Below are 19,047 nucleotides of genomic sequence, written 5' to 3'. Positions count from 1 at the left end.
CCAGGTGGCGCTGGGCGGGAGGGTGGGGTGATTATCCGCGGGGACCATTCGGTATAGGCGGGGTCGCGTTGTGGGGGTGGGGCTAATAGGCTGGCGCGGTGATTTCCGGGCGGACAGTGGTCGACGGGCGCTTCGAATTGCTCGAGCCGCTCGGTAGCGGCGGTATGGGGACGGTGTGGCGGGCCTATGATCTGGCGCTGCACCGGGAGGTGGCGCTCAAGGAGGTGAAGGCCGCCGATCCGGAGCGGGTGAGCTCGCCCGGCGTGCAGCGGGAGCGGGTGCTGCGCGAGGCGCGGGCGCTGGCGCGGATCGGGCATCCGAATGTGGTTGCGATTCACCATATTGTGGACTCGCCGGGGGAAGAGCATCCGTGGATCGTCATGGAGTTGGTGCGCGGGCGCAGCCTGTCCGAACACCTCGATATGGGGCCGATGCCGCCGGAGCGAGCCGCGCAGATCGGGCGCGGAATTCTCGCGGCGCTGCGGGCGGCGCACGCGGTGGGAGTGCTGCACCGCGATATCAAGCCCGCGAATGTGCTCATGCGCGAAGACGGTTCACCGGTGCTCACCGATTTCGGTATTGCCGCGATCAACGGCCTGGAGGGACTCACCTCCACCGGCAGCGTCGTCGGCTCGCTGGATTACGTTGCGCCGGAACGACTCGGCGGCCAGGAGGGGCATCCCGCCTCGGATCTGTGGTCGCTCGGACTGCTCCTCTACGTGGCCGTCGAGGGCTACCATCCGATGCGCCGGGACACCTCGGTCGGCACGCTCGCGGCGGTGCTACGCGGCGAGGTCCCGCCCCCACGCCGCGCGGGCACCCTCACCCCGGCGCTGCAGGCGATCCTGGTCCCGCAGCCCGATCAGCGCCCCACCTCCGAACAGGTGGATTGGCTACTCTCCCAAGTGATCACGACCCCGGGCGCACCTCCCCCGCCGTGGCCACTGCCGAACCAGGCGCAGCCGCAGACCTCCGCATCGCACCGGATGTCCGCGTCGCCCGCCGATTCCACGGCCTACTCCGTGCCCACCGGTCCGCCACAGTCACAGCCGCTGGGGTACCCCGGGTCGTCCGGGCATTCAGCCACGCCGGTCTATGCCCTGCCGACCGCCTCCTCCCCGCATTACGTGAATGATGTTGCGCCGCAATCACAACGACGGTGGGTCATCGCCGCGGTCGCGGGTGTCGTGGTCGTCGTGGCGATAATCGGTGCGGCCGTGGCACTTCGGCCCAGCGGGTCGGCCAATGATCCGAATCCGCAGGCGATTCCGAGTGGAATCGCGGGCACCACCATCATCAGGCCCAGCCTGACCCTGCCGACCACTCCGGCGCGTACCGCCCCGACCGTCGACCTGCTGACCCCCGCCGCGCTCCGCCAGGCGATCGACATTCTCGAACAGGCAACCGGCGGAACGGATTTCATCGAGTCCACGATCTATCCGGAGTACATCAGCACCGGCGCACCGGTCAAGGACCGCCCGACCGTCTACGACCAGTACAGCTTCCGCGATGGCGCCGCCACCCGCACCGGCCCCGGCGGCCAGCTCTCCGGCCACCCGACCGTGGCGCTGAGCTCCATCAACTGGGATATTCTGCCCGCCCTGCTGAGCACCGCCCAGGACAAGCTCGCGGTCCCGAATCCCAAGAGCCGCTACATCATTGTCGACCCCGCCTGGACCTTCAACGACAACAAACCCACCCTGCTGGTCTACTACTCCGCTGAATACAACGGCGGCGGCTACGTCGCCGCGAATCTGGACGGCTCGATCGTGCGCGTCTACAACAGTAAGTGAACTAGCGCAGCAGGTTGACGATCTGACGATAGGCCGTGCGGGTCGGCGGCGCGAGCTTGGACCAGCTCATCGCACCGCCGGTCGCCAGGTGCGCGTCGTAGGGAATCTCGGTGACGGCGCGCACGAATTTTCCCAGGTAGGTGCGAATGTGCTTGGCGTAGCCGGGCCCGTCGCTCGGGTTCTGCCTGGTGACAACGATGACCGCCTCGGCCAGGTGATACTCGCTGTAGTTGTCGTCCAGCCAGATCAGTGCCGGGCGTAGCCGATTCACAGCGTCGGAGCGCGCGGACAGGGTGATCACCAGCGCGATACGCGAATCCGCGAGCAGCGGTGCCACCATGCGATTGGTCACCGGCGATCCGCCGTCGTACACCGGCAGGCAGCCCGCATCACACAGACTGCGATGCACCGAGGCATAGCTCTCCCGTCGCGGTAGCGCCTCCGGGCCGCGCGGCAGAATGCCCACACTGGAGGTGTTCTCACCACAGCTGTCCAGCACCGCCGAGGCCAGCCCGCGGTGACTCATATTCAGCCAGGACTGCACGGTGCCGGCGGGATCGATTGCGTCGCAACCCCTTCGAGCCAAGTCCCCACCGGTGGCGGTGGCATCCACCACAATCGGCGAATGCTCGCGATAGTTGTAGGAGGCGGCGGTCGCGACGCCGAGCGCGGTGGTGGTCGTGCCCGCGCCACCGGAGCTGCCGAGTACGAGCACGGGCGGCAGATCGGCCCAGAGCAGGAAGCCATTGGCGCTGCGCAGCCGCACCACATCGGTGGGCGCGCCGGGTGGGGCGGGGCGTAGTAGCACAGACAGATCCGTCGGAGTGGAGGAGAGTGCGGCGGGATGATCGGGAAAACTGAGAGACACTCGAGATTCCTTTTGTACGAGCGGCATCGCGGGAATGGCAAGCGGCAGCGCAACCGATCGAACACGTCCCACCCGGCACCCACACCGTGCCGACGGGCACCCCTGCACTACCACGTCTTCGAAAAGTTACTTCGGATACTGCGCCCGCCTACCCCCTTGCCGATACTCGAGGCTCAAAAGAGTTGTACAACAACTCCTTTCAGGGTGGAACGATAGTACACCGATCATGATGCCGTGACGATTCGGCGGGCAATTACGGGAATACCCATCGGGATCCGAATGCCGGGCCGGAAGAAATTCATCGACTCGTCACACCTGGACCGCATCGCCATTAATAACAACGGAGAACTCCCCCTGCCCTCTCACGTCCACCCGGGGAGGGCAGCGACCACCTCAGAGAATGGCGATCGGAGCCACCGGAGCGCCGGTCGCCCCGGCAAAGGGTTCGGGTGTGGCCGAGAGCAGGAATTCATAGCGCCGCTCCTGCGCGCAGACCTCGGAGAGCTCCTCCAGGTTCCAGTTCTGCCCCTGCAGCATCCCCATCTCCACCAAATGCAAAGCATGCACGGCGAGCCAGACATTCTCGATCTCCGGCGGGAAGATCTCGAATGCGAGGGTGTCATTGGCCACTGCGGCGACATCGCGCGCATGAAACCATTCCGGGCAGCGCACCGAAAGGCCCGGCGCCGGAACCCCATACCCCTGGCGGTCGCCCGCCAGGAAAAGCCGCATCTGACCGGTGCGAATGAGCACCAGATCGCCGGGGCGCACCCGCACCCGCCCGAACTCCTCGGCGGCCTCCAGATCCTCCGGGCCGACGGCGTGATCCGGTGCCAGCCGCTCGACCCCGAGCGCCGCGGCGATATCGAGCAGCACGCCCCGCGAGACGATATGCCTGGCCTTGTCGATACCACTGCGCGACGCCCCGCCGTGCGCGGTGATACCGGACGCCGGGCGGTTGTTGTAGATGCGCCCCGAGCGCGAGACGTGTGTCAAAGCGTCCCAATGGGTTCCGGCCTGCAGCCCCATGGTGACGACATCATCACTGGTGGCGACGGTCTCGGGGCCGAACATCTCCCAGTTGACCGCGATCATGCTGTGTAGCGGGTTGACCCGGCCCGGGATCATGCCGGTTTGAATGCCCTGCTGACTCAGCGGCACCGCCAGCGGCACCCGCCGTCCACGGCGCACCCCGGCCGCGGCGGCGCGCACCACATTGTCGGTAATGAGGTTGAGCGTGCCGATCTCGTCGTCGGAACCCCAACGGCCCCAATTGTTCACACGCTTGGCCAGATCGAGAAATTCAGGTGGGAAAGCCATACTTCGAAAACTTACCCAGCCCGCGCCGGTGAACCGCACACACCAGACAATCCGCACGCCGAGTACCGTGGACAAATGGTCACCGTGGAGTTCGCCCGCTGGTAACCCTCGTGTGAAACAACAGACGCTGGAGCGCTGAAGCAGTTCTATGAGAGGTGGGCACGACGCGATGCAGCAGTCCCAGGTCGATACGGCGGTGGGCGCCAGCCTGTTGCTACGGGCCGGTTTGGCACCCTCCGCCCGGACCCTGGTCGATATTCTCGCCGCCACCGCGGCGCGGCATCCCGAGGCCCCCGCCATCGACGATGGCGACGCGGTACTCAGCTATTCGGAATTGCTGAGCGAAATCGATCTCGAGGTCGGCCGGTTGGCCACCGCGGGCGTGCGCGCGGGCGATCGGGTCGGCGTGCGCATGCCATCCGGGACCAGAGCGCTCTACATCACCATTCTGGCCGTACTGCACGCCGGGGCCGCGTATGTGCCCGTCGACGCCGACGATCCGGACGAGCGAGCGCGACTGGTCTTCGGTGAGGCGAAGGTGAGCGCCATCGTCACCGGCGACGGCATCCGAAGCACCGGTGCGGCAACCGAATCCGCGGCCGAGTCGACCGCGCACCCCACCCCCGCCGATGACGCCTGGATCATCTTCACCTCCGGCTCCACCGGAACGCCGAAAGGTGTTGCGGTAACTCATCGCAATGCCGCGGCCTTCGTCGACGCCGAAGCCGAGCTTTTCCTGCAGCAGGACCCGATCGCCCCGGGCGATCGCGTGCTGGCCGGACTCTCGGTCGCCTTCGATGCCTCCTGCGAGGAGATGTGGCTGGCCTGGCGGCACGGGGCCTGCCTGGTGCCCGCCCCGCGCGCGCTGGTGCGCACCGGCGCCGACCTCGGCCCGTGGCTGGTGCGCCGTGAGATCAGCATTGTCTCGACCGTCCCGACCCTGGCCGCGACCTGGCCCGCCGAGGCCCTGGACTCGGTGCGACTGCTCATCTTCGGCGGTGAGGCGGTACCGCCGGAGTTGGCCGAACGCCTGGCCGGCACCGACGACCGCGAAGTCTGGAACACCTACGGCCCCACCGAAGCCACCGTGGTCGCGTGCGCGGCACTGCTGAACGGTTCCTGGCCGGTGCGCATCGGGCTGCCCCTGGACGGCTGGGATCTGACTGTCATCGACTCAGCCGGAAATCCGGTGGGCGAGGGCGAATCCGGTGAACTCGTCATCGGCGGCGTCGGCCTGGCCCGCTACCTGGATCCGGCCAAGGATGCGGAGAAGTACGCGCCCCTGGAGTCCGTCGGCTGGGAACGCGCCTATCGCAGTGGCGATCTGGTGCGCAATGACCGCGAGGGCCTGGTATTCCTGGGCCGCGCCGATGATCAGATCAAGCTGGGCGGCCGCCGTATCGAACTCGGCGAGATCGACAACGCGCTGCAGCATCTGCCCGGTGTCACCGGTGGCGCGGCCGCCATTCGAACCACCAAGGCGGGCAATAAGATTCTGGTCGGCTACCTCACCGGACCGGCGGCCGACTACGACCTCAAGGCCGCGAGAGCCATTCTCGCCGAACAGCTTCCGGCTCCACTGGTGCCCCGGCTCGCGGTGGTCGCCGATATGCCGACCCGCACCTCCGGCAAGGTCGATCGTGATGCGCTGCCGTGGCCGCTGCCCAAGGTCGCCGAGGCCGATCCCGGACTCACCCCGACCGAGCAATGGGTTGCCGGACTGTGGGATTCGATTCTCGGCGCCGAAGTCACCGATCCGAACGCCGACTTCTTCGATCTGGGCGGCGGATCGCTCGCTGCCGCACAATTGGTGACCGGATTGCGGGAACGGCATCCGCAGATCACCGTCGCCGATCTCTACGATCAGCCCAGGCTCGGCGCGCTCGCCGCACTCCTGGATGCCACCGCGCCGGTCGCGGCCGTGCAGGAGCGGGTGGTGCGGCCGGTTCCCTTGCCCGCACAGGTGTTCCAGGTGCTGGCCACCATTCCGCTGACCACGCTGACCGGCCTGCAGTGGCTGACCTGGCTGGCGATTGTCGGCAATATCGCGGCGTGGAACGAATCGCTGCCGTGGCTGCCACGCCTGTCATGGTGGTGGGCCCTGATCGCCTTCCTGTTGTTCATCTCCCCGCCCGGTCGAATGGCATTGTGCGTGGCGGGTTCCCGGCTGCTGCTGCGCAATGTCACGCCCGGCACTCATCCGCGCGGCGGGCAGGTGCATCTGCGGCTGTGGACGGCGGTGCGACTGTCCGAGGCCAGTGGCGCCGAAAACCTCTCCGGCGCGCCGTGGATGGTGCCGTTCGCGCGGGCGCTCGGCGCACGCATCGGCAAGGGCGTCGACCTGCATACCCTGCCACCGGTGACCGGTCTGCTCGAACTCGGCGACGGGTGCAGTGTGGAACCCGAGGTCGACCTGTCCGGATATTGGATCGACGGCGATGTGGTGCATATCGGCCCGATCGCCATCGGCCCGGGTGCGGTGGTCGGTGCGCGTTCGATCCTGCTGCCCGGCACCAGGATCGGCAAGAACGCCGAAATCGCACCGGGCTCGGCGGTTTCCGGGCGAGTCAAGGGCGATCAGGCATGGGCCGGTTCGCCCGCGGTGAAAGTCGGCAAGGCGCAACACAGCTGGCCCGATCACACGCCCGCACGGGCGGCGCACTGGGTCGCCATCTTCGGTATCACCTCGATGGCCCTGGCCGCGGTGCCCATCCTCGCATTGGGTACCGGCGGATTGTTCCTGGCCTGGTGGATTCGCGATACCACCACGCTCACAGCGGGACTCGGCCGCGCGTTCGCGATTCTGCCGGTGGCCGGACTGCTCAGCCTCGGCGTGTACGCGGCGGTGACGATTATCGCCGTGCGGCTGTTCAGTATCGGCCTCACCGCCGGATATCACCCGGTGCGCAGCCGTGTCGGCTGGCAGGCGTGGGCCACCGAACGCCTGCTGGACGCCGCCCGCACCTTCCTGTTCCCGCTGTACGCCAGCCTTTTGACCCCGGTGTGGCTGCGACTGCTGGGCGCGAAGATCGGCAAGCATGTGGAAGCCTCCACCGTGTTGCTGCTGCCCAAGTTCACCACGGTCTCCGATGGCGCGTTCCTGGCCGACGACACCATGATCGCCAGTTACGAACTCGGCGGCGGCTGGCTGCATATCGGTGAGGCCAAGATCGGCAAGCGCGCCTTCCTGGGCAATTCGGGTATGACCGCGCCGGGCCGCCGGGTGCCCAAGAACGGTCTCGTCGCGGTGCTCTCGGCCGCGCCGTCCAAATCCAAGGCCGGTTCTTCCTGGCTGGGCAGCCCGCCCGTACGCCTGCGCCGCACGGCCGGAACCTCCGATACCGCACGCACTTTCGATCCGTCCTGGCAGTTGCGGGTGGCGCGCAGCATTGTCGAGACCTGCCGTTTGATCCCGGTGCTGGTGACCTTCGCCATCGGCCTGGGCGTGCTGTTCACCCTGGCATGGCTGGCCCAGCACCTCGGGCATCTGGCCACCGCACTGCTCAGCGGTCTGGTGCTGTTGGCCGCCGGTGCCGTCGCGGGGGCCTCCTCGGTCATCGCCAAGTGGTTGCTCGTCGGCCGCATCGGGCGGGTGGAGCATCCGCTCTGGTCCTCATTCGTCTGGCGTAATGAAGTCGCCGACACCTTCGTGGAACATGTTGCCGCACCGTGGTTCGCGCGCGCCGCGACCGGTACGCCCGTACTCAATTTGTGGCTGCGCGGACTCGGCGCCAAGATCGGCCGCGGGGTATGGTGCGAATCTTATTGGCTTCCGGAGGCGGACCTGGTGACTCTCGGTGACGGCGCGACTGTGGAACGCGGCTGTGTGGTGCAGACCCATCTGTTCCACGACCGCATCATGGCCATGGATACGGTAGCCCTCGGTGCCGGAGCCACTTTGGGACCGCACTGCGTCGCCCTGCCCGCGGCGAGCATCGGCGCGGGCGCGACCATCGGCCCGGCCTCGCTGGTCATGCGTGGTGACACGGTGCCGCCGTCCACGCGCTGGTGGGGCAATCCCATCGCGCCTTGGCCGGGAGCGGCCGAGTGATGCCGACCAAGTTCGACGACACACCGATCGACGATTACCTGCCGCAGAACGGGAATCGCGGATACCGGGTGTCACGGTACGAGCTGGAGCTGGTCTACAAGGTATCCAGCAACCGGCTCACCGGGCGCGCGGAGATCACCACGGTCACCACGGCGGTGCGGGATCGGTACGCGCTGGATCTGGCTCAGTCGCTGACGGTTTCGAAGGTGTTCGTCAATGGCGCGCGGGCGGCGAAGTACATCCATCAGCACGGCAAATTGGTGATCACGCCCGCGCAGAAGATTCCCGCCGGTGGCGTGCTCGCGGTGGTGGTCCAGTACAACGGGGTGCCGGCGCCGGTGCACGGACAGTGGGGCGAGGTCGGCTGGGAGGAGCTCACCGAGGGCGCCCTGGTCGCCAGTCAGCCCAATGGCGCTGCCTCCTGGTATCCGTGTGACGATCACCCGAGTTCCAAAGCCTCCTACCGCATTTCGATCACCACCGATACGCCGTACTACGCACAGGCCAATGGCACCCTCATGCGCAAGCAGACCAAGGCCAGCCAGACCACCTGGGTGTACGAGCAGCCCGAGCCGATGGCGACCTATCTGGCCACCATTCAGATCGGGCCGTACCGCAAACATCGGCTGGAGGCGCCGCGTGGCGCGGTACCCATGCAGGCCGTCTTGCCGGTACGGCTGCGCGCCGCCTTCGATCATGATTTCGCGCGCCAGCCGCAGATGATGGAGGTCTTCACCGAGAAGTTCGGGCCCTACCCATTCGAGGGATACACGGTCGTCATCACCGATGACGAGCTGGAGATCCCCATCGAGGCGCAGGGCATCTCGATCTTCGGCGCGAACCATTGCGACGGCCGCCGCGGCTCGGAACGCCTTGTCGCACACGAACTCGCGCACCAGTGGTTCGGCAACAGCCTCACACTGCGGCAGTGGCGCGATATCTGGCTGCACGAGGGCTTCGCCTGTTATGCGGAGTGGATCTGGTCCGAGGCCGCCGGCGGCCAGAGCGCCGACCACCTGGCCCGATCCGCACACCATATGCTGACCCGCCTCCCGCAGGACATCCTCATCGGCGATCCGGGCCCCGCCCGCATGTTCGACGACCGCGTCTACAAACGCGGCGCCCTCACCCTGCACGCCCTGCGCCTACACCTGGGCGACCCCAAATTCTTCAACCTGCTCCGCGAGTGGACCGCCCGCTACCGCCACGCCTCGGTCACCACCGACGAATTCACCGACCTCGCAGGCCATTACAGCGCCACCCCACTACGCGGCCTCTGGGACGCCTGGCTCTACAGCCTCCCCCTCCCCCAACTCGCCCCACCGTCGGCACCCGGGCGGAATTAGGGCGGAACCTGAACGCCCGACCCCGTGAACGGGCGTCCAGGGTCTCCACCGCACGGAAGGGCTTGCCGCTCAGTCCTTTTCGGTGGGGTCCATCCGCACCCCTGATCGCTTCGACTCAGCTCCTGTTCCACGGTTCGGTCTCCGAATCCATGGCAGCTTCGGGGGCCTTCCGGGGGACAGATCGCACCGGCATCCGGAGTTCGGACGCCATGCGGTCAGCGTCGCTGATACGTCGCGCTCTGTGTCGCGACCAGGTTCACCAGATCCTGTTGCGCGAGATTCACATCGAGCAGATGGGTGCCCCAGGTCTGGTCCGGCAGCACGGGCAGTAGCGCTGCGGCGGGACCGCTCACCAGGAGCACGTGTGTATCGTCGTCGCCGGTGCAGTGGGCTTGGAGGCCGTCGAATTCGCGGCCTTCGACCATGGGATGGATCGGGGCATCGGCGTTGTCCCGCAATGCGGCCGGGTTGGTGCAGAGCACCTCGTATCCGGGACCGAAGGGCAGGGTGCCGCGCACGGCCGAGACGTCGGGGGTCTGTGGTGAGCGACCGAAGCGGGTGTTGGACGGGGGCGTACGGGTGAAGGACGAGTATGCGATGACGCATCCGATCTGTTCCGGATCGGTGCACGCGGGTACGGACGCGAAGTCACCGCCGACCGTCGCGCCTTTGGGAACCAATACGTCGCCACCGATCAGCAGCGCCGAAACCAGCTGCGCCTGAGCCGGCTTCCCGTCGATATGATCGCGGATCAACGATCGCAGCAACCGGGTGCCCTGCGAGTGACCGATGAGCACGACGCCACGGCCGTCATTGTGGTTGGCGAGGTAGTCGTTCCACGCGTTCTCGACATCCTCATACGCGAAATCCCTTGCCGCGGAGAGACCTTCGTCTGGCGGGTCGAACATTGCCCCCAATGTCACCTGCCGATAGACCGGTGCCCACACATTGCATTGCGCGCCGAACGGCCCCGCCTGTGTGCCGGCCACCGCCCGCAATTCCGGCGACGCGTCGAAGTTCGAATTCGCGGTCTGCTGCAGCGAAACGGTCGGATACACGTAGAAGCAGTCGATCGGCGCGCCCGAACGCCCGCCGCAAGGGTCAGCGGCCTGACCCGGACGGCACAGCCACGTGGTGGTTTCCTCGGCCGAGGCCGCCGGCGCCGCCACCGTGAACGCCGCGATCAGCGCGAGAACGGTACTGCCCAATAACGCCGCGACGGCGGGGAATCGAATCATCAACGCGAAACTCCTTCTCACCGTGGCAGAACCAGAACGGTTGGGCAGGTCTCGTCGAAGCTGGGGCGAGCCTATCCGATGTCTTCCGATCGAGGGCTTGGCAAACCGGCCGCGTCTATACATAATTGCGGTTATGCCAAAACAGGTCGATGCGGTGGAACAGCGCCGGACGATCGCGGCCGCCGCGATCACGGTCATCGGGTCCGCCGGTATCGACGGGACGCGCCTGCGGGATGTGGCCGCGGCCGCGAATGTCACCACCGGCGCGGTCACGCACTACTTCGACGGCAAGGACGCCGTATTGGAGGCCGCACTCGAGGAGGTCGTGCGGCGGGTACTGGACCGGCCCGCACCGGCGGGCAGCGGCGATATCGGCGACTGTATCGAGGTCTTCGCGAGCTACCTGCCGCTCGATGCCGAGGGGCTCGGCGAATGGCGGGTATGGCTCGCGTTCTGGGCGCGAGCCATACCCGATACACGGCTGCGCGCGGTGCATCGGCGGTACTACGCCGCCATTATCGAGCGCATTTCCGATCGGCTCTCGGCCATCGCCGCACCGGGTGCGGCTCCGGCAGAGTTGCGGGCCTGCGCGGATGCGGTGCTCGCGGCCATCGATGGCGTCGGCTGCCGGGCCGTGCTGGAGGCCGATTCATGGACCGGCGACCGTCAGCGGCAGGCGTTATCGCGGCTGCTACTACCGATGCTCACCACATTCGCACAAGGAACCGGGGAAATCTGATCATGCCCGAGCAGGATATGTCCGTCGATGATGCACTGTCGGACTTCACCATTCGCGAGATCACACTCGAAAACCTCACCAAGCGTGTGTACGTCGCGGGCTCGGGTCCGGGTGTGCTTGTCATGACGGAGATGCCGGGTATCAGCCCGCATGTCGCGCGGTTCAGCCGCTGGGTGCGCGATGCCGGATTCACCGTCTACATGCCGTCACTGTTCGGCCGGGACGGGGCGGTGGCCAGTGCCGACGAGGGTGGGCAGGTATTCCGAAAAGCCTGTGTCAGTGCGGAATTCCGCGCCTTCGCCGCCGATGAGTCGAGCCCGGTCACCGTATGGCTCCGGGCGCTGGCCAGGCTGGCGCACGAGGAGTGCGGTGGTCCCGGCGTCGGCGCGATCGGCATGTGCTTCACCGGGAATTTCGCGCTCACCATGATGCTCGAGCCCGCCATGCTCGCCCCGGTGCTGTCCCAGCCGACACTGCCGCTGAACGATCCCGCCGGATTGCATATCGCGCCAGATGAGCTTGCCGCCGTTCGCGATCGACTCGAACGTGAGGATCTGACCGTGCTCGCCTACCGCTTCGCGGGCGACAAGTTCTGCCGCGCACAGCGTTTCGCGGCATACGAGCAGGCGTTGGGCGAGCGTTTCATCGGCCGGGTGCTCCCCGATGAAGCCGCCAATACCGATACCGCGCCGTTCTTCTCGGTCCATGTCGCCAGCCCGCACAGCGTGGTGACCGCACATCTGATCGACGAGGCGGGGCAACCGACCATTGCCGCCCGCGATGAGATCCTCGCCTTCTTCCGGCAGCGGCTCACCGCGGACGCGTAACTCCGGCGCGCTTACTTCCCGACAGGTTCGCCGACTCCGGCCATTGCGCGGCCGGTGAGTTCGACCGAGCGCACACGGTCGTCGATATTCGTGGCGTGGTGGGCCAGAATCAGTTCGTCCGCACCGATATCGGAGGCGAATTCCTCCAGGTACGCAACGACTTCCGCCGGAGTGCCCGCGGCGGTGTAGGTGGTCATCTTCGCCAGGTGCGCGCCATTGGGAGTGGTGAGGAACAGATCGATCTCCTCATCGGTGAAGTTCGCGTCGGCCGCGCCCCGCTGGATCATGGCGCGAGCACGGGCCCGGTAGGCGATCTGCTTCTGTTCCTGGGCAGCGGCATGGTCTTCGGCGGCAAAGACATTCGCGCCCGCCATCACATACGGTTCGGCGAGCTGCTCGGACGGGCGGAAACCGTCACGGTAGGCGGCCACGGCCTGGTGCAGCGCCTCCGGCGCGAAGTGCGAGGCGAAGGCATAAGGCAGGCCGAGGTGCGCGGCCAGCTGCGCGCCGAACAGCGATGAGCCCAGAATGTACAGCGGCACAATGCCTTCCGCACGCGGCACCGCATTGATACCGGGAATCCGGGAGTTGCCCGAGAGGTACCCCTGCAACTCAAGCACATCCTGCGGGAAGCTGTCGGCCGAGGAGGGATTGCGGCGCAGCGCCCGCATGGTCGCCTGATCACTGCCGGGCGCGCGACCCAAACCGAGGTCGATACGGCCGGGGAACAGCGACTCCAGGGTGCCGAACTGTTCGGCGATCACCAGCGGTGAATGATTCGGCAGCATGATTCCGCCCGCACCGAGCCGAATGCTCTCGGTCTGCGTCGCGACATGCCCGATCAGCACACTGGTCGCGCTCGAGGCGATGGACTTCATATTGTGGTGCTCCGCGTACCAGACCCGCCGATGCCCGCTGCGCTCCGCGGCCCGCGCCAGCCGCACACTATTGCCGAAGCTGTCACGCGCGGTCTGACCGGGCGCGATAACCGCCAGATCGAGGAGGGACAGTGCGACAGGCATCGGGCGCCGCCTTTCTGATTCGGAGATATTCGGGCGCGGCCGGAGCACACCCACTCCCTCTTGCAAGACATCTGCGCGCGAAGTTATGCCCGACCCCGCTCGCCCGACACTCCGCCGACTCACGACACGCGCACCCGCACCGCTTACGGGATAACCGTTCCCGCAGGTGAGACCCTTTCCGCTGTGACCGACTCGCTGATGATGGCCGCAATCGAGACCGTCTCCCAGACGGTGAATTCCTACGCCGCCGCGGCGGCCGGGCGGCCCCTCCCCCCTGTGACCTGGATGTGGGACTGCTGCGCCCCCTTCACCGCCGCCAGCCCCGAATTCTGCGGCACCATCCATCCCGATCTGCCCGCCATCGAAGCCAACTCCTACCTGCTGCAATGGGCGCTGGCCCTGGATCTCATCGAAGACACCACCGTCCGCGATGCCGCCGCAGGCCGCCGAGCTTTCACCGGTCAGCTCGCCGCGGCTCGAATCCGGCTGACCGCCGCGGTCGAATCCCTCTCCCCCACAATCGAAACCCAGCCCCTGCTCATCGTCTCCTGAGCGGAATCAGCGCCGCCAGAACAGGTGGTGCGTCACTCCGCTCGGGCTGGGGACTTGTTCGTGGTGGAAGCGGTCGGCGAGGGCGTCCGGGGAAGTCCAGAGTTGTTCGCCGCGCTCGATTTTGATCGGCGCTTCCACAACGTGCAGGGTGTCGACGAGGTCGGCGTCCAGGAAAGCCCGGACCGTGGCTACACCGCCGCCGATTCGAACGTCTTTGCCGTCGGCGGCTTCCCGGGCGCGCGCCAGGGCTGCTTCGGGGGACGCGTCGAGGAAGTGAAATGTGGTGTGGCCCCGGGTGATCGAGGGGCGAGGGTGATGGGTGAGAACGAATACGGGGGTGCGGAAGGGGGGTTCCTCGCCCCACCAGCCCTGCCAGTCGTAGTTCTCCCAAGGCCCGCGCTGGGGGCCGAACTTGTTGCGGCCCATGATCTCCGCGCCGATATTGTTGTGATAGTCCCGGGTAAAATAGTCGTCCAGGCCGTAGGTTCCGCCGGGTTCGGCGCGGTTGGGCCAGTGCGCGGTCGCACCCGCCCAGGACCAGAGCGGGCTCGGGTCGGCATGGCCGAAGGGGCGCTCGAAGCTTTGATCTTCGCCTGCGCCGAATCCATCGGTGGACACATTGAAGTTGTGAACGCGGACTAGCTGGGCCATCGCCATCCTCCTGGTTGCACTTTGCAATCAGTTCGGACTGTATACAAGCCGATCTTGGTTCGCAACCAGTTGATGGTCACCATGCCTGGCGGCAACCCCGAGATATCTCGGGAGTTGCCACCTACCAGGCATATTCGGTGTGCTGAGCGGAATCAGACTGCGGGCCAGTCGTTCTCGGTCTCGGCGACCTTGTTGACGTAGTTGGTCAGGGTTTGCAGGGCCACCAGCGCGACGATTTCCAGGACCTGCTCCTCGGTCCAACCGGCCGCGAGCACCGCGCTCGGATCGGCTTTGCCGCGGCTCTCGGTAAGATCCCGCGCGAAGCCGACGGCCGCGGCCTCCTTGGCATCGGCGGAGGTGCCCGCCTTGGCCGCGTCGATCTCGGCATCGGTCAGCTTAGCGACCCGCTTACCGGTGAAGGTGTGCGCCGCAACGCAGTACCCGCAGTCATTGGCCGCGCCGACCGCGAGGGCGATCCGCTCGGAGGTCGGCGCGGGCAGCGTGCCCTTCTTCAGCGCCCCGGCCAGCCCGAGGTAGCCCTCCAGCACGACCGGCGCGTTGGCCATCACCTTGGTCATATTGGGCACCCGGCCCATCCGCTTCCGCACCTCGTCCAGCAGCGGAGCGTTCTCGACGGTCTTGATCATGACAACAGCCTTCCCAGTGGAACTTCCGATTACCGTGGTGCGTACCGACGAATCTATGGCCGCGGCGCCCAGCTACCCGGGGACGGAAGACGCCACGGTGCGGACGGTCGACGCCAAAGCATCCACGCGGAAGTAATTCGAGGCGGATATCCTGCGGTGATGCGGATCTGTCCGGGTGCAATATCACCGCATCGAGGTGACCGCGTTTCCGTCGCGATATTCGGCTACATCAGTTGCTGGACAGTTACTATCCATTGAGATCATCCGTTTCAACGGCGCGGTGCGTCAGCTGCACGGTTGTCCGATATCAGACAGGAGAACACCTCATGCTCGGTCTAGGAATTCTCGGCTGGATCATTATCGGTGGTCTCGCCGGGTGGATTGCCAGCAAGTTGATGAAGACCGACGCTCAGCAGGGCATTCTGCTGAATATTGTGGTCGGCGTTGTCGGTGGTTTGCTGGGTGGATTCCTGCTCAAGATTCTCGGGGTGGATGTCAATGGCAGCGGATTGTGGTTCAGCTTCTTCACCTGCCTGGGTGGCGCGGTAATCCTATTGTTCTTGGTCGGTCGTTTCCTGCCGCGCTGACCCGTTCGTCCACGTGCGCGCGGTGATGCTCGATACGCACCACCGCCGCGCCCGTGACCAGGCACAACACACTGGCGAGCACGCCGATCACGGACCAGACGGTGAAACCGGACCCCGCGGCGGTCAGGGTCGATCCGAGTACGAGACTTCCGAAAAGCAATAAGACCAGGCCGGTGCCGTTGACGGTATCGAGGATGGACTCTCCGGTAGGCGTTCCGCTGGTATCGGAAAAGCCGGCGTGCTGACTCATCGAGGGGTTCTCCTTCGGCTGGTCGTTCTCCCCAACCCCTCCGGGATGCCCGGCCCCGCCCGCCCCAAACTGACAATCCGCGCCGTTAAGCGCGTCCTCAGCGTGTCGGCGATGTGTCGCCCGACCAATCGACGCGATGAATCGATCGAACCGTCACCTCAGCGCCTCCTTCAGCACCGTGGTGGTGTACTAATTCCGTACTAATTCCCCCCGATCGGGACATGCGTTCAGGACACGGCGAGGACCGCCGCAGGATAGGCGGTGGCTCCGGTAGAGCGGAAACGCTGCTGATACTTGCGTGGCGAAATGCCCAGTCGCGCAATGAATGCGCGGCGCATGGCCTCGCTGCTACCGTATCCGGCGGCCATGGCGGCCTCGGTCACGCTGTAGCCCGCGTGCAGTTTGTCCCGTGCCAGGCCGAAGCGGATGAACGCCACGTACTCTGCGGGCGAGTTCTCCAATTCGGCACGGAACAGCCGGGTCAGATGCCGGACGCTCACCCGGGCGTGCTCGGCCAGGGATTGCACCGTATGCGGATACGCCGGGTCCGCGCAGATCAGATCCGCCACCGAACGCACCAGTGGACTGCGCGGCGCGGCGCCGTGCAGTGAGGCCGAGAATTGCGATTGCCCACCCGCGCGCTGCATGTACACCACCAGCGATTGCGCCACCGCTCGTGCGATATCCGCGCCGTGATCCTCCTCGACCAGTGCCAGCGCCAGATCCACCCCGGCCGCGACACCCGCTGAGCTGTAGGTGTTTCCGTCGCGCACGAAGATGGCGTCCGGATCCACCCGGATGCCGGGATACCGCGCGGCCAGATCCCTGGCGAATTTCCAATGTGTGGTGGCGCGGCGGCCGTCGAGCATGCCGAGCTCGGCAAGCGCGAAGGTACCGCTGCATATCGAGGTCAGCCGCCGAGCACCGCCCGCCAGTTGCCTGATGGCGGTGAGCAATTCCGGCGTCACGAATTTGGCGGGCGGTAGCTCACTACCCGGAATCACCACGGTATCGAACGATCCGGCGTCCGCGGCCGTACCCGAAACCGTCACCTTCGCGCCGATGGAAGTCTGTACATCCCGCCCGTCCGCCGAGACCAGCACCACCTCATACGCATCCACCGATTGATTGGCCTCCACGAAAACCTCTGCGGGACCTACGAAGTCGAGCATCTTCACGCCGTCGAAGACCAGTATTCCGATCCGCCGGCGACCCTTGACCGCACTAGTAGAGGACACGTCCGCCATTATTGTGGAGGTATGCCTCCACAATCAAGGCCTGTGACAGGCAACTCGGCAGCGGCATTGGTAGGTTGAGCGCATGGGCCGCGCGCGACGATTCGACGAATCGAATCTCCTGGACGCCGCGACAGAGCTGTTCTGGTCCAACGGATACGACAGCACCTCGGTGGAGGACGTCTCCGCCGCCACCGGCGTCGGCAATGGCAGCATCTACGCGGCATACGGCAGCAAACAGGGACTGTTCCTCGCCGCGTTCGAACGCTACTGCGAGGCCAGAGCCCAATTCGTCCGCGCCACCACCGAATCCGCCCCCGGCACCGCCCGCTCCGCCATCCGCGCCCTGCTACGCGCCATTATCGAAGACTGCGCCACCCAACCCCACCGCCGCGGCTGCCTCATGATCAACAGCGTCGCCCACCTCGCCTCCCGCATCCCCGAGGTAGCGACCATAGCCTCCCGCACCACCACCGCCATGGAATCCGGCGTAGCCACCCGACTCCACCCCGCCGCCCACACCGTCACCACAGCCGAAGTCTCAGCCCTCAGCGCCAACATCATCCTGGTCTCCCAGGGCCTGATCCAACTCAGCCGCCTCCACACCTCCCCCACCCGCCTCACCGAGATCGCCGAGATCACCTGCGCCGGCCTCCCCTCCTGGGCGGACAAGTAGCACGAGAAGCGTTGACCTCGAGTGTGGTTGAGGAATGAGACCGGGGAAATGACCGACACCGAAGTCACATCGATCGACATCTTCGAAACCCCGCACGCGGATACTGACGGGCTCATCGACTCTTGGCAAGAGTTCGGCGAATCGCTCAGTGCGGCACCGGGTTTCCGGACGGCGTGCCTACATCGAGCGATTCAACCCGAGACCCGTTTCGCGGTAACGGATTTCGCGCTGTGGGACGGTCTCGCGCAGGCGGAGTCCGCACTGGGCGATCCGACCATGGCAATGACGCGGGCCGCGGCAGCGGCCACCGCCAAGGCCAACCCCGCGGTCTATGAGGTGGTCGCCGAGGCATCTCCGCCGAAATAGCACACGCCGACTCACCTCGTCGAATTACTCGGCTTCGAGGAGGCGTTTGGGGTGCATGCCGTCTACCTGGCCGATGAAGGGCGGGTGGATGCTATAGCCAAGCATGCGGCGGATGTCCTCGTCGACTATGCGGGCGATGTCATGCGGGGTGGAGAGGGTGAAGGCTTCTTGGGGGCGGAGCCAGGGTTCGCAGTATTGGGCGGTGACGGCCAGGCGGGGCGCGGTGGAGTGGTTGGGGCCGCCGCCGTGCCAGAGGGTACCGAGGAAGAAAACGCAGGAGCCGGCGGACATGATGACGGGCCGGCGGTCCGAATCCTCTTGCGGGAGTTCATCACCCCAGTCCTGGCTGCCGAGGACGATTTCGGTGGCACCGTTGGTGGCGGTGAAATCGTCTATGGCCCAGATGGTGGCGGCACTCAGGGCCTGACGGGGGCGCGGGAGAGGGTAGAAGCCGTCATCGGTGTGCAGCATCTGGGCTGATTCACCGGGCAGGATATTGATGACCTGCAGCATGGAGAGCAGGTAGTTCGGCATGAGCAGGCGGTCGAGCAGGGCCAGCACACGCGGGTGGGCGGCCAGGCGATCGCAGCTGCGGGTTTTGTTCAGCACACTGTAGATGCGCTGGGTGGCGTGGCCTTCGAAATTGTTGCGGCCCTTGAGGTTCAGCAGTGGATCGGTATCGTCACGGATCGCTTGGATCTCCTGTGCGGTGATCAGATCCGGCAGGATGACGTAGCCGTCGCGCAGCAGGGCGGCCAGATCGGCGTCGACCACTTCGGGATCGACGGTGTGCCCGCTACTTTCGGTCCGGCGATAGGTTCCGGCCAGGTCACCGGCGAGATCCTGCACAGATGAGACTTCAGCGCTCACGGCACACCT

The 19,047-nt window shown here is 66.2% G+C and carries 18 protein-coding genes; 10 read left to right on the top strand and 8 right to left on the bottom strand.

Annotated features, from left to right (window positions below; all coding sequences use genetic code 11):
• Positions 1-98: 98 nt before the first annotated feature.
• The gene (locus GFY24_RS09775; RefSeq protein ID WP_309230660.1) at positions 99-1,793 is read left to right on the top strand and encodes a serine/threonine-protein kinase; all 1,695 of its coding nucleotides are present in this window, start codon (positions 99-101) and stop codon (positions 1,791-1,793) included.
• Between the two features lies 1 nt (position 1,794).
• Here the strand turns inward: GFY24_RS09775 and GFY24_RS09770 are convergent, their stop codons facing one another.
• Both GFY24_RS09770 and GFY24_RS09765 read right to left on the bottom strand, forming a co-directional pair.
• Entirely contained in the window at positions 1,795-2,661 is an 867-nt protein-coding gene (locus GFY24_RS09770) for a hypothetical protein (protein WP_153804637.1), read from the bottom strand.
• Between the two features lie 393 nt (positions 2,662-3,054).
• Positions 3,055-3,981, bottom strand: coding sequence for a cyclase family protein (locus tag GFY24_RS09765; protein WP_153804636.1), 927 nt, complete (start codon positions 3,979-3,981; stop codon positions 3,055-3,057).
• A 169-nt stretch (positions 3,982-4,150) separates the two neighbouring features.
• Here GFY24_RS09765 and GFY24_RS09760 point away from each other — a divergent pair, with 169 nt between their 5' ends.
• Together GFY24_RS09760 and GFY24_RS09755 are read left to right on the top strand one after the other, a co-directional pair.
• The gene (locus GFY24_RS09760) at positions 4,151-8,032 is read left to right on the top strand and encodes a Pls/PosA family non-ribosomal peptide synthetase (protein WP_153804635.1); all 3,882 of its coding nucleotides are present in this window, start codon (positions 4,151-4,153) and stop codon (positions 8,030-8,032) included.
• Positions 8,032-9,378, top strand: a complete 1,347-nt coding sequence (locus tag GFY24_RS09755) for a M1 family metallopeptidase (RefSeq protein ID WP_153804634.1) — start codon at positions 8,032-8,034, stop codon at positions 9,376-9,378. The genes GFY24_RS09760 and GFY24_RS09755 overlap by 1 nt, the downstream gene beginning before the upstream one ends.
• 215 nt (positions 9,379-9,593) lie before the next feature.
• On the opposite strand, the gene GFY24_RS09750 is transcribed toward GFY24_RS09755, so the two are convergent.
• A complete protein-coding gene (locus tag GFY24_RS09750) occupies positions 9,594-10,616 on the bottom strand; it encodes a DUF3089 domain-containing protein (protein ID WP_153804633.1) in 1,023 nt (340 codons plus the stop codon).
• A gap of 133 nt (positions 10,617-10,749) precedes the next feature.
• Here GFY24_RS09750 and GFY24_RS09745 point away from each other — a divergent pair, with 133 nt between their 5' ends.
• Together GFY24_RS09745 and GFY24_RS09740 are read left to right on the top strand one after the other, a co-directional pair.
• On the top strand, positions 10,750-11,355 hold the full coding sequence (locus tag GFY24_RS09745; RefSeq protein ID WP_153804632.1) for a TetR/AcrR family transcriptional regulator: 606 nt from the start codon (positions 10,750-10,752) through the stop codon (positions 11,353-11,355).
• A gap of 2 nt (positions 11,356-11,357) precedes the next feature.
• Complete coding sequence (locus GFY24_RS09740; RefSeq protein WP_153804631.1) at positions 11,358-12,182, top strand: dienelactone hydrolase family protein; 825 nt, start codon at positions 11,358-11,360, stop codon at positions 12,180-12,182.
• 11 nt (positions 12,183-12,193) lie between these two features.
• Here GFY24_RS09740 and GFY24_RS09735 read toward each other — a convergent pair whose 3' ends face one another.
• Positions 12,194-13,204 carry an LLM class flavin-dependent oxidoreductase gene (locus tag GFY24_RS09735; protein ID WP_153804630.1) on the bottom strand — a complete coding sequence of 337 codons (1,011 nt, stop codon included), beginning with the start codon at positions 13,202-13,204 and terminating at the stop codon, positions 12,194-12,196.
• Positions 13,205-13,387: 183 nt separating this feature from the next.
• On the opposite strand from GFY24_RS09735, the gene GFY24_RS09730 reads away from it, so the two are divergent.
• Positions 13,388-13,756, top strand: a complete 369-nt coding sequence (locus GFY24_RS09730) for a hypothetical protein (RefSeq protein ID WP_153804629.1) — start codon at positions 13,388-13,390, stop codon at positions 13,754-13,756.
• Between the two features lie 6 nt (positions 13,757-13,762).
• Here GFY24_RS09730 and GFY24_RS09725 read toward each other — a convergent pair whose 3' ends face one another.
• Together GFY24_RS09725 and GFY24_RS09720 are read right to left on the bottom strand one after the other, a co-directional pair.
• The gene (locus tag GFY24_RS09725; protein ID WP_153804628.1) at positions 13,763-14,407 is read right to left on the bottom strand and encodes a dihydrofolate reductase family protein; all 645 of its coding nucleotides are present in this window, start codon (positions 14,405-14,407) and stop codon (positions 13,763-13,765) included.
• Positions 14,408-14,559: 152 nt separating this feature from the next.
• Positions 14,560-15,054 carry a carboxymuconolactone decarboxylase family protein gene (locus tag GFY24_RS09720; protein WP_153804627.1) on the bottom strand — a complete coding sequence of 165 codons (495 nt, stop codon included), beginning with the start codon at positions 15,052-15,054 and terminating at the stop codon, positions 14,560-14,562.
• Between GFY24_RS09720 and GFY24_RS09715 the strand changes: the two genes are divergently transcribed.
• Entirely contained in the window at positions 15,053-15,190 is a 138-nt protein-coding gene (locus GFY24_RS09715) for a hypothetical protein (protein WP_153804626.1), read from the top strand. The two genes, GFY24_RS09720 and GFY24_RS09715, sit on opposite strands and share 2 nt — an antisense overlap.
• Before the next feature lie 190 nt (positions 15,191-15,380).
• Positions 15,381-15,641 (top strand): GlsB/YeaQ/YmgE family stress response membrane protein, encoded by a 261-nt coding sequence (locus GFY24_RS09710; RefSeq protein ID WP_153804625.1) that lies wholly within the window; start codon positions 15,381-15,383, stop codon positions 15,639-15,641.
• Positions 15,642-16,118: 477 nt separating this feature from the next.
• Here GFY24_RS09710 and GFY24_RS09705 read toward each other — a convergent pair whose 3' ends face one another.
• Complete coding sequence (locus GFY24_RS09705; RefSeq protein WP_153804624.1) at positions 16,119-17,138, bottom strand: GlxA family transcriptional regulator; 1,020 nt, start codon at positions 17,136-17,138, stop codon at positions 16,119-16,121.
• A gap of 73 nt (positions 17,139-17,211) precedes the next feature.
• Between GFY24_RS09705 and GFY24_RS09700 the strand changes: the two genes are divergently transcribed.
• Together GFY24_RS09700 and GFY24_RS09695 are read left to right on the top strand one after the other, a co-directional pair.
• Positions 17,212-17,802, top strand: coding sequence for a TetR/AcrR family transcriptional regulator (locus tag GFY24_RS09700; RefSeq protein WP_153804623.1), 591 nt, complete (start codon positions 17,212-17,214; stop codon positions 17,800-17,802).
• Positions 17,803-17,850: 48 nt separating this feature from the next.
• Positions 17,851-18,168, top strand: a complete 318-nt coding sequence (locus GFY24_RS09695) for an antibiotic biosynthesis monooxygenase (protein WP_153804622.1) — start codon at positions 17,851-17,853, stop codon at positions 18,166-18,168.
• Positions 18,169-18,192: 24 nt separating this feature from the next.
• Here GFY24_RS09695 and GFY24_RS09690 read toward each other — a convergent pair whose 3' ends face one another.
• A complete protein-coding gene (locus GFY24_RS09690) occupies positions 18,193-19,038 on the bottom strand; it encodes a phytanoyl-CoA dioxygenase family protein (RefSeq protein WP_309230658.1) in 846 nt (281 codons plus the stop codon).
• Positions 19,039-19,047 lie beyond the last annotated feature (9 nt).

The organism is Nocardia sp. SYP-A9097 (genome assembly GCF_009649815.1).
Classification (GTDB): domain Bacteria; phylum Actinomycetota; class Actinomycetes; order Mycobacteriales; family Mycobacteriaceae; genus Nocardia.
Note: the sequence above shows the minus strand (reverse complement) of the source record. Positions and strands in the feature narration are given on the sequence as shown.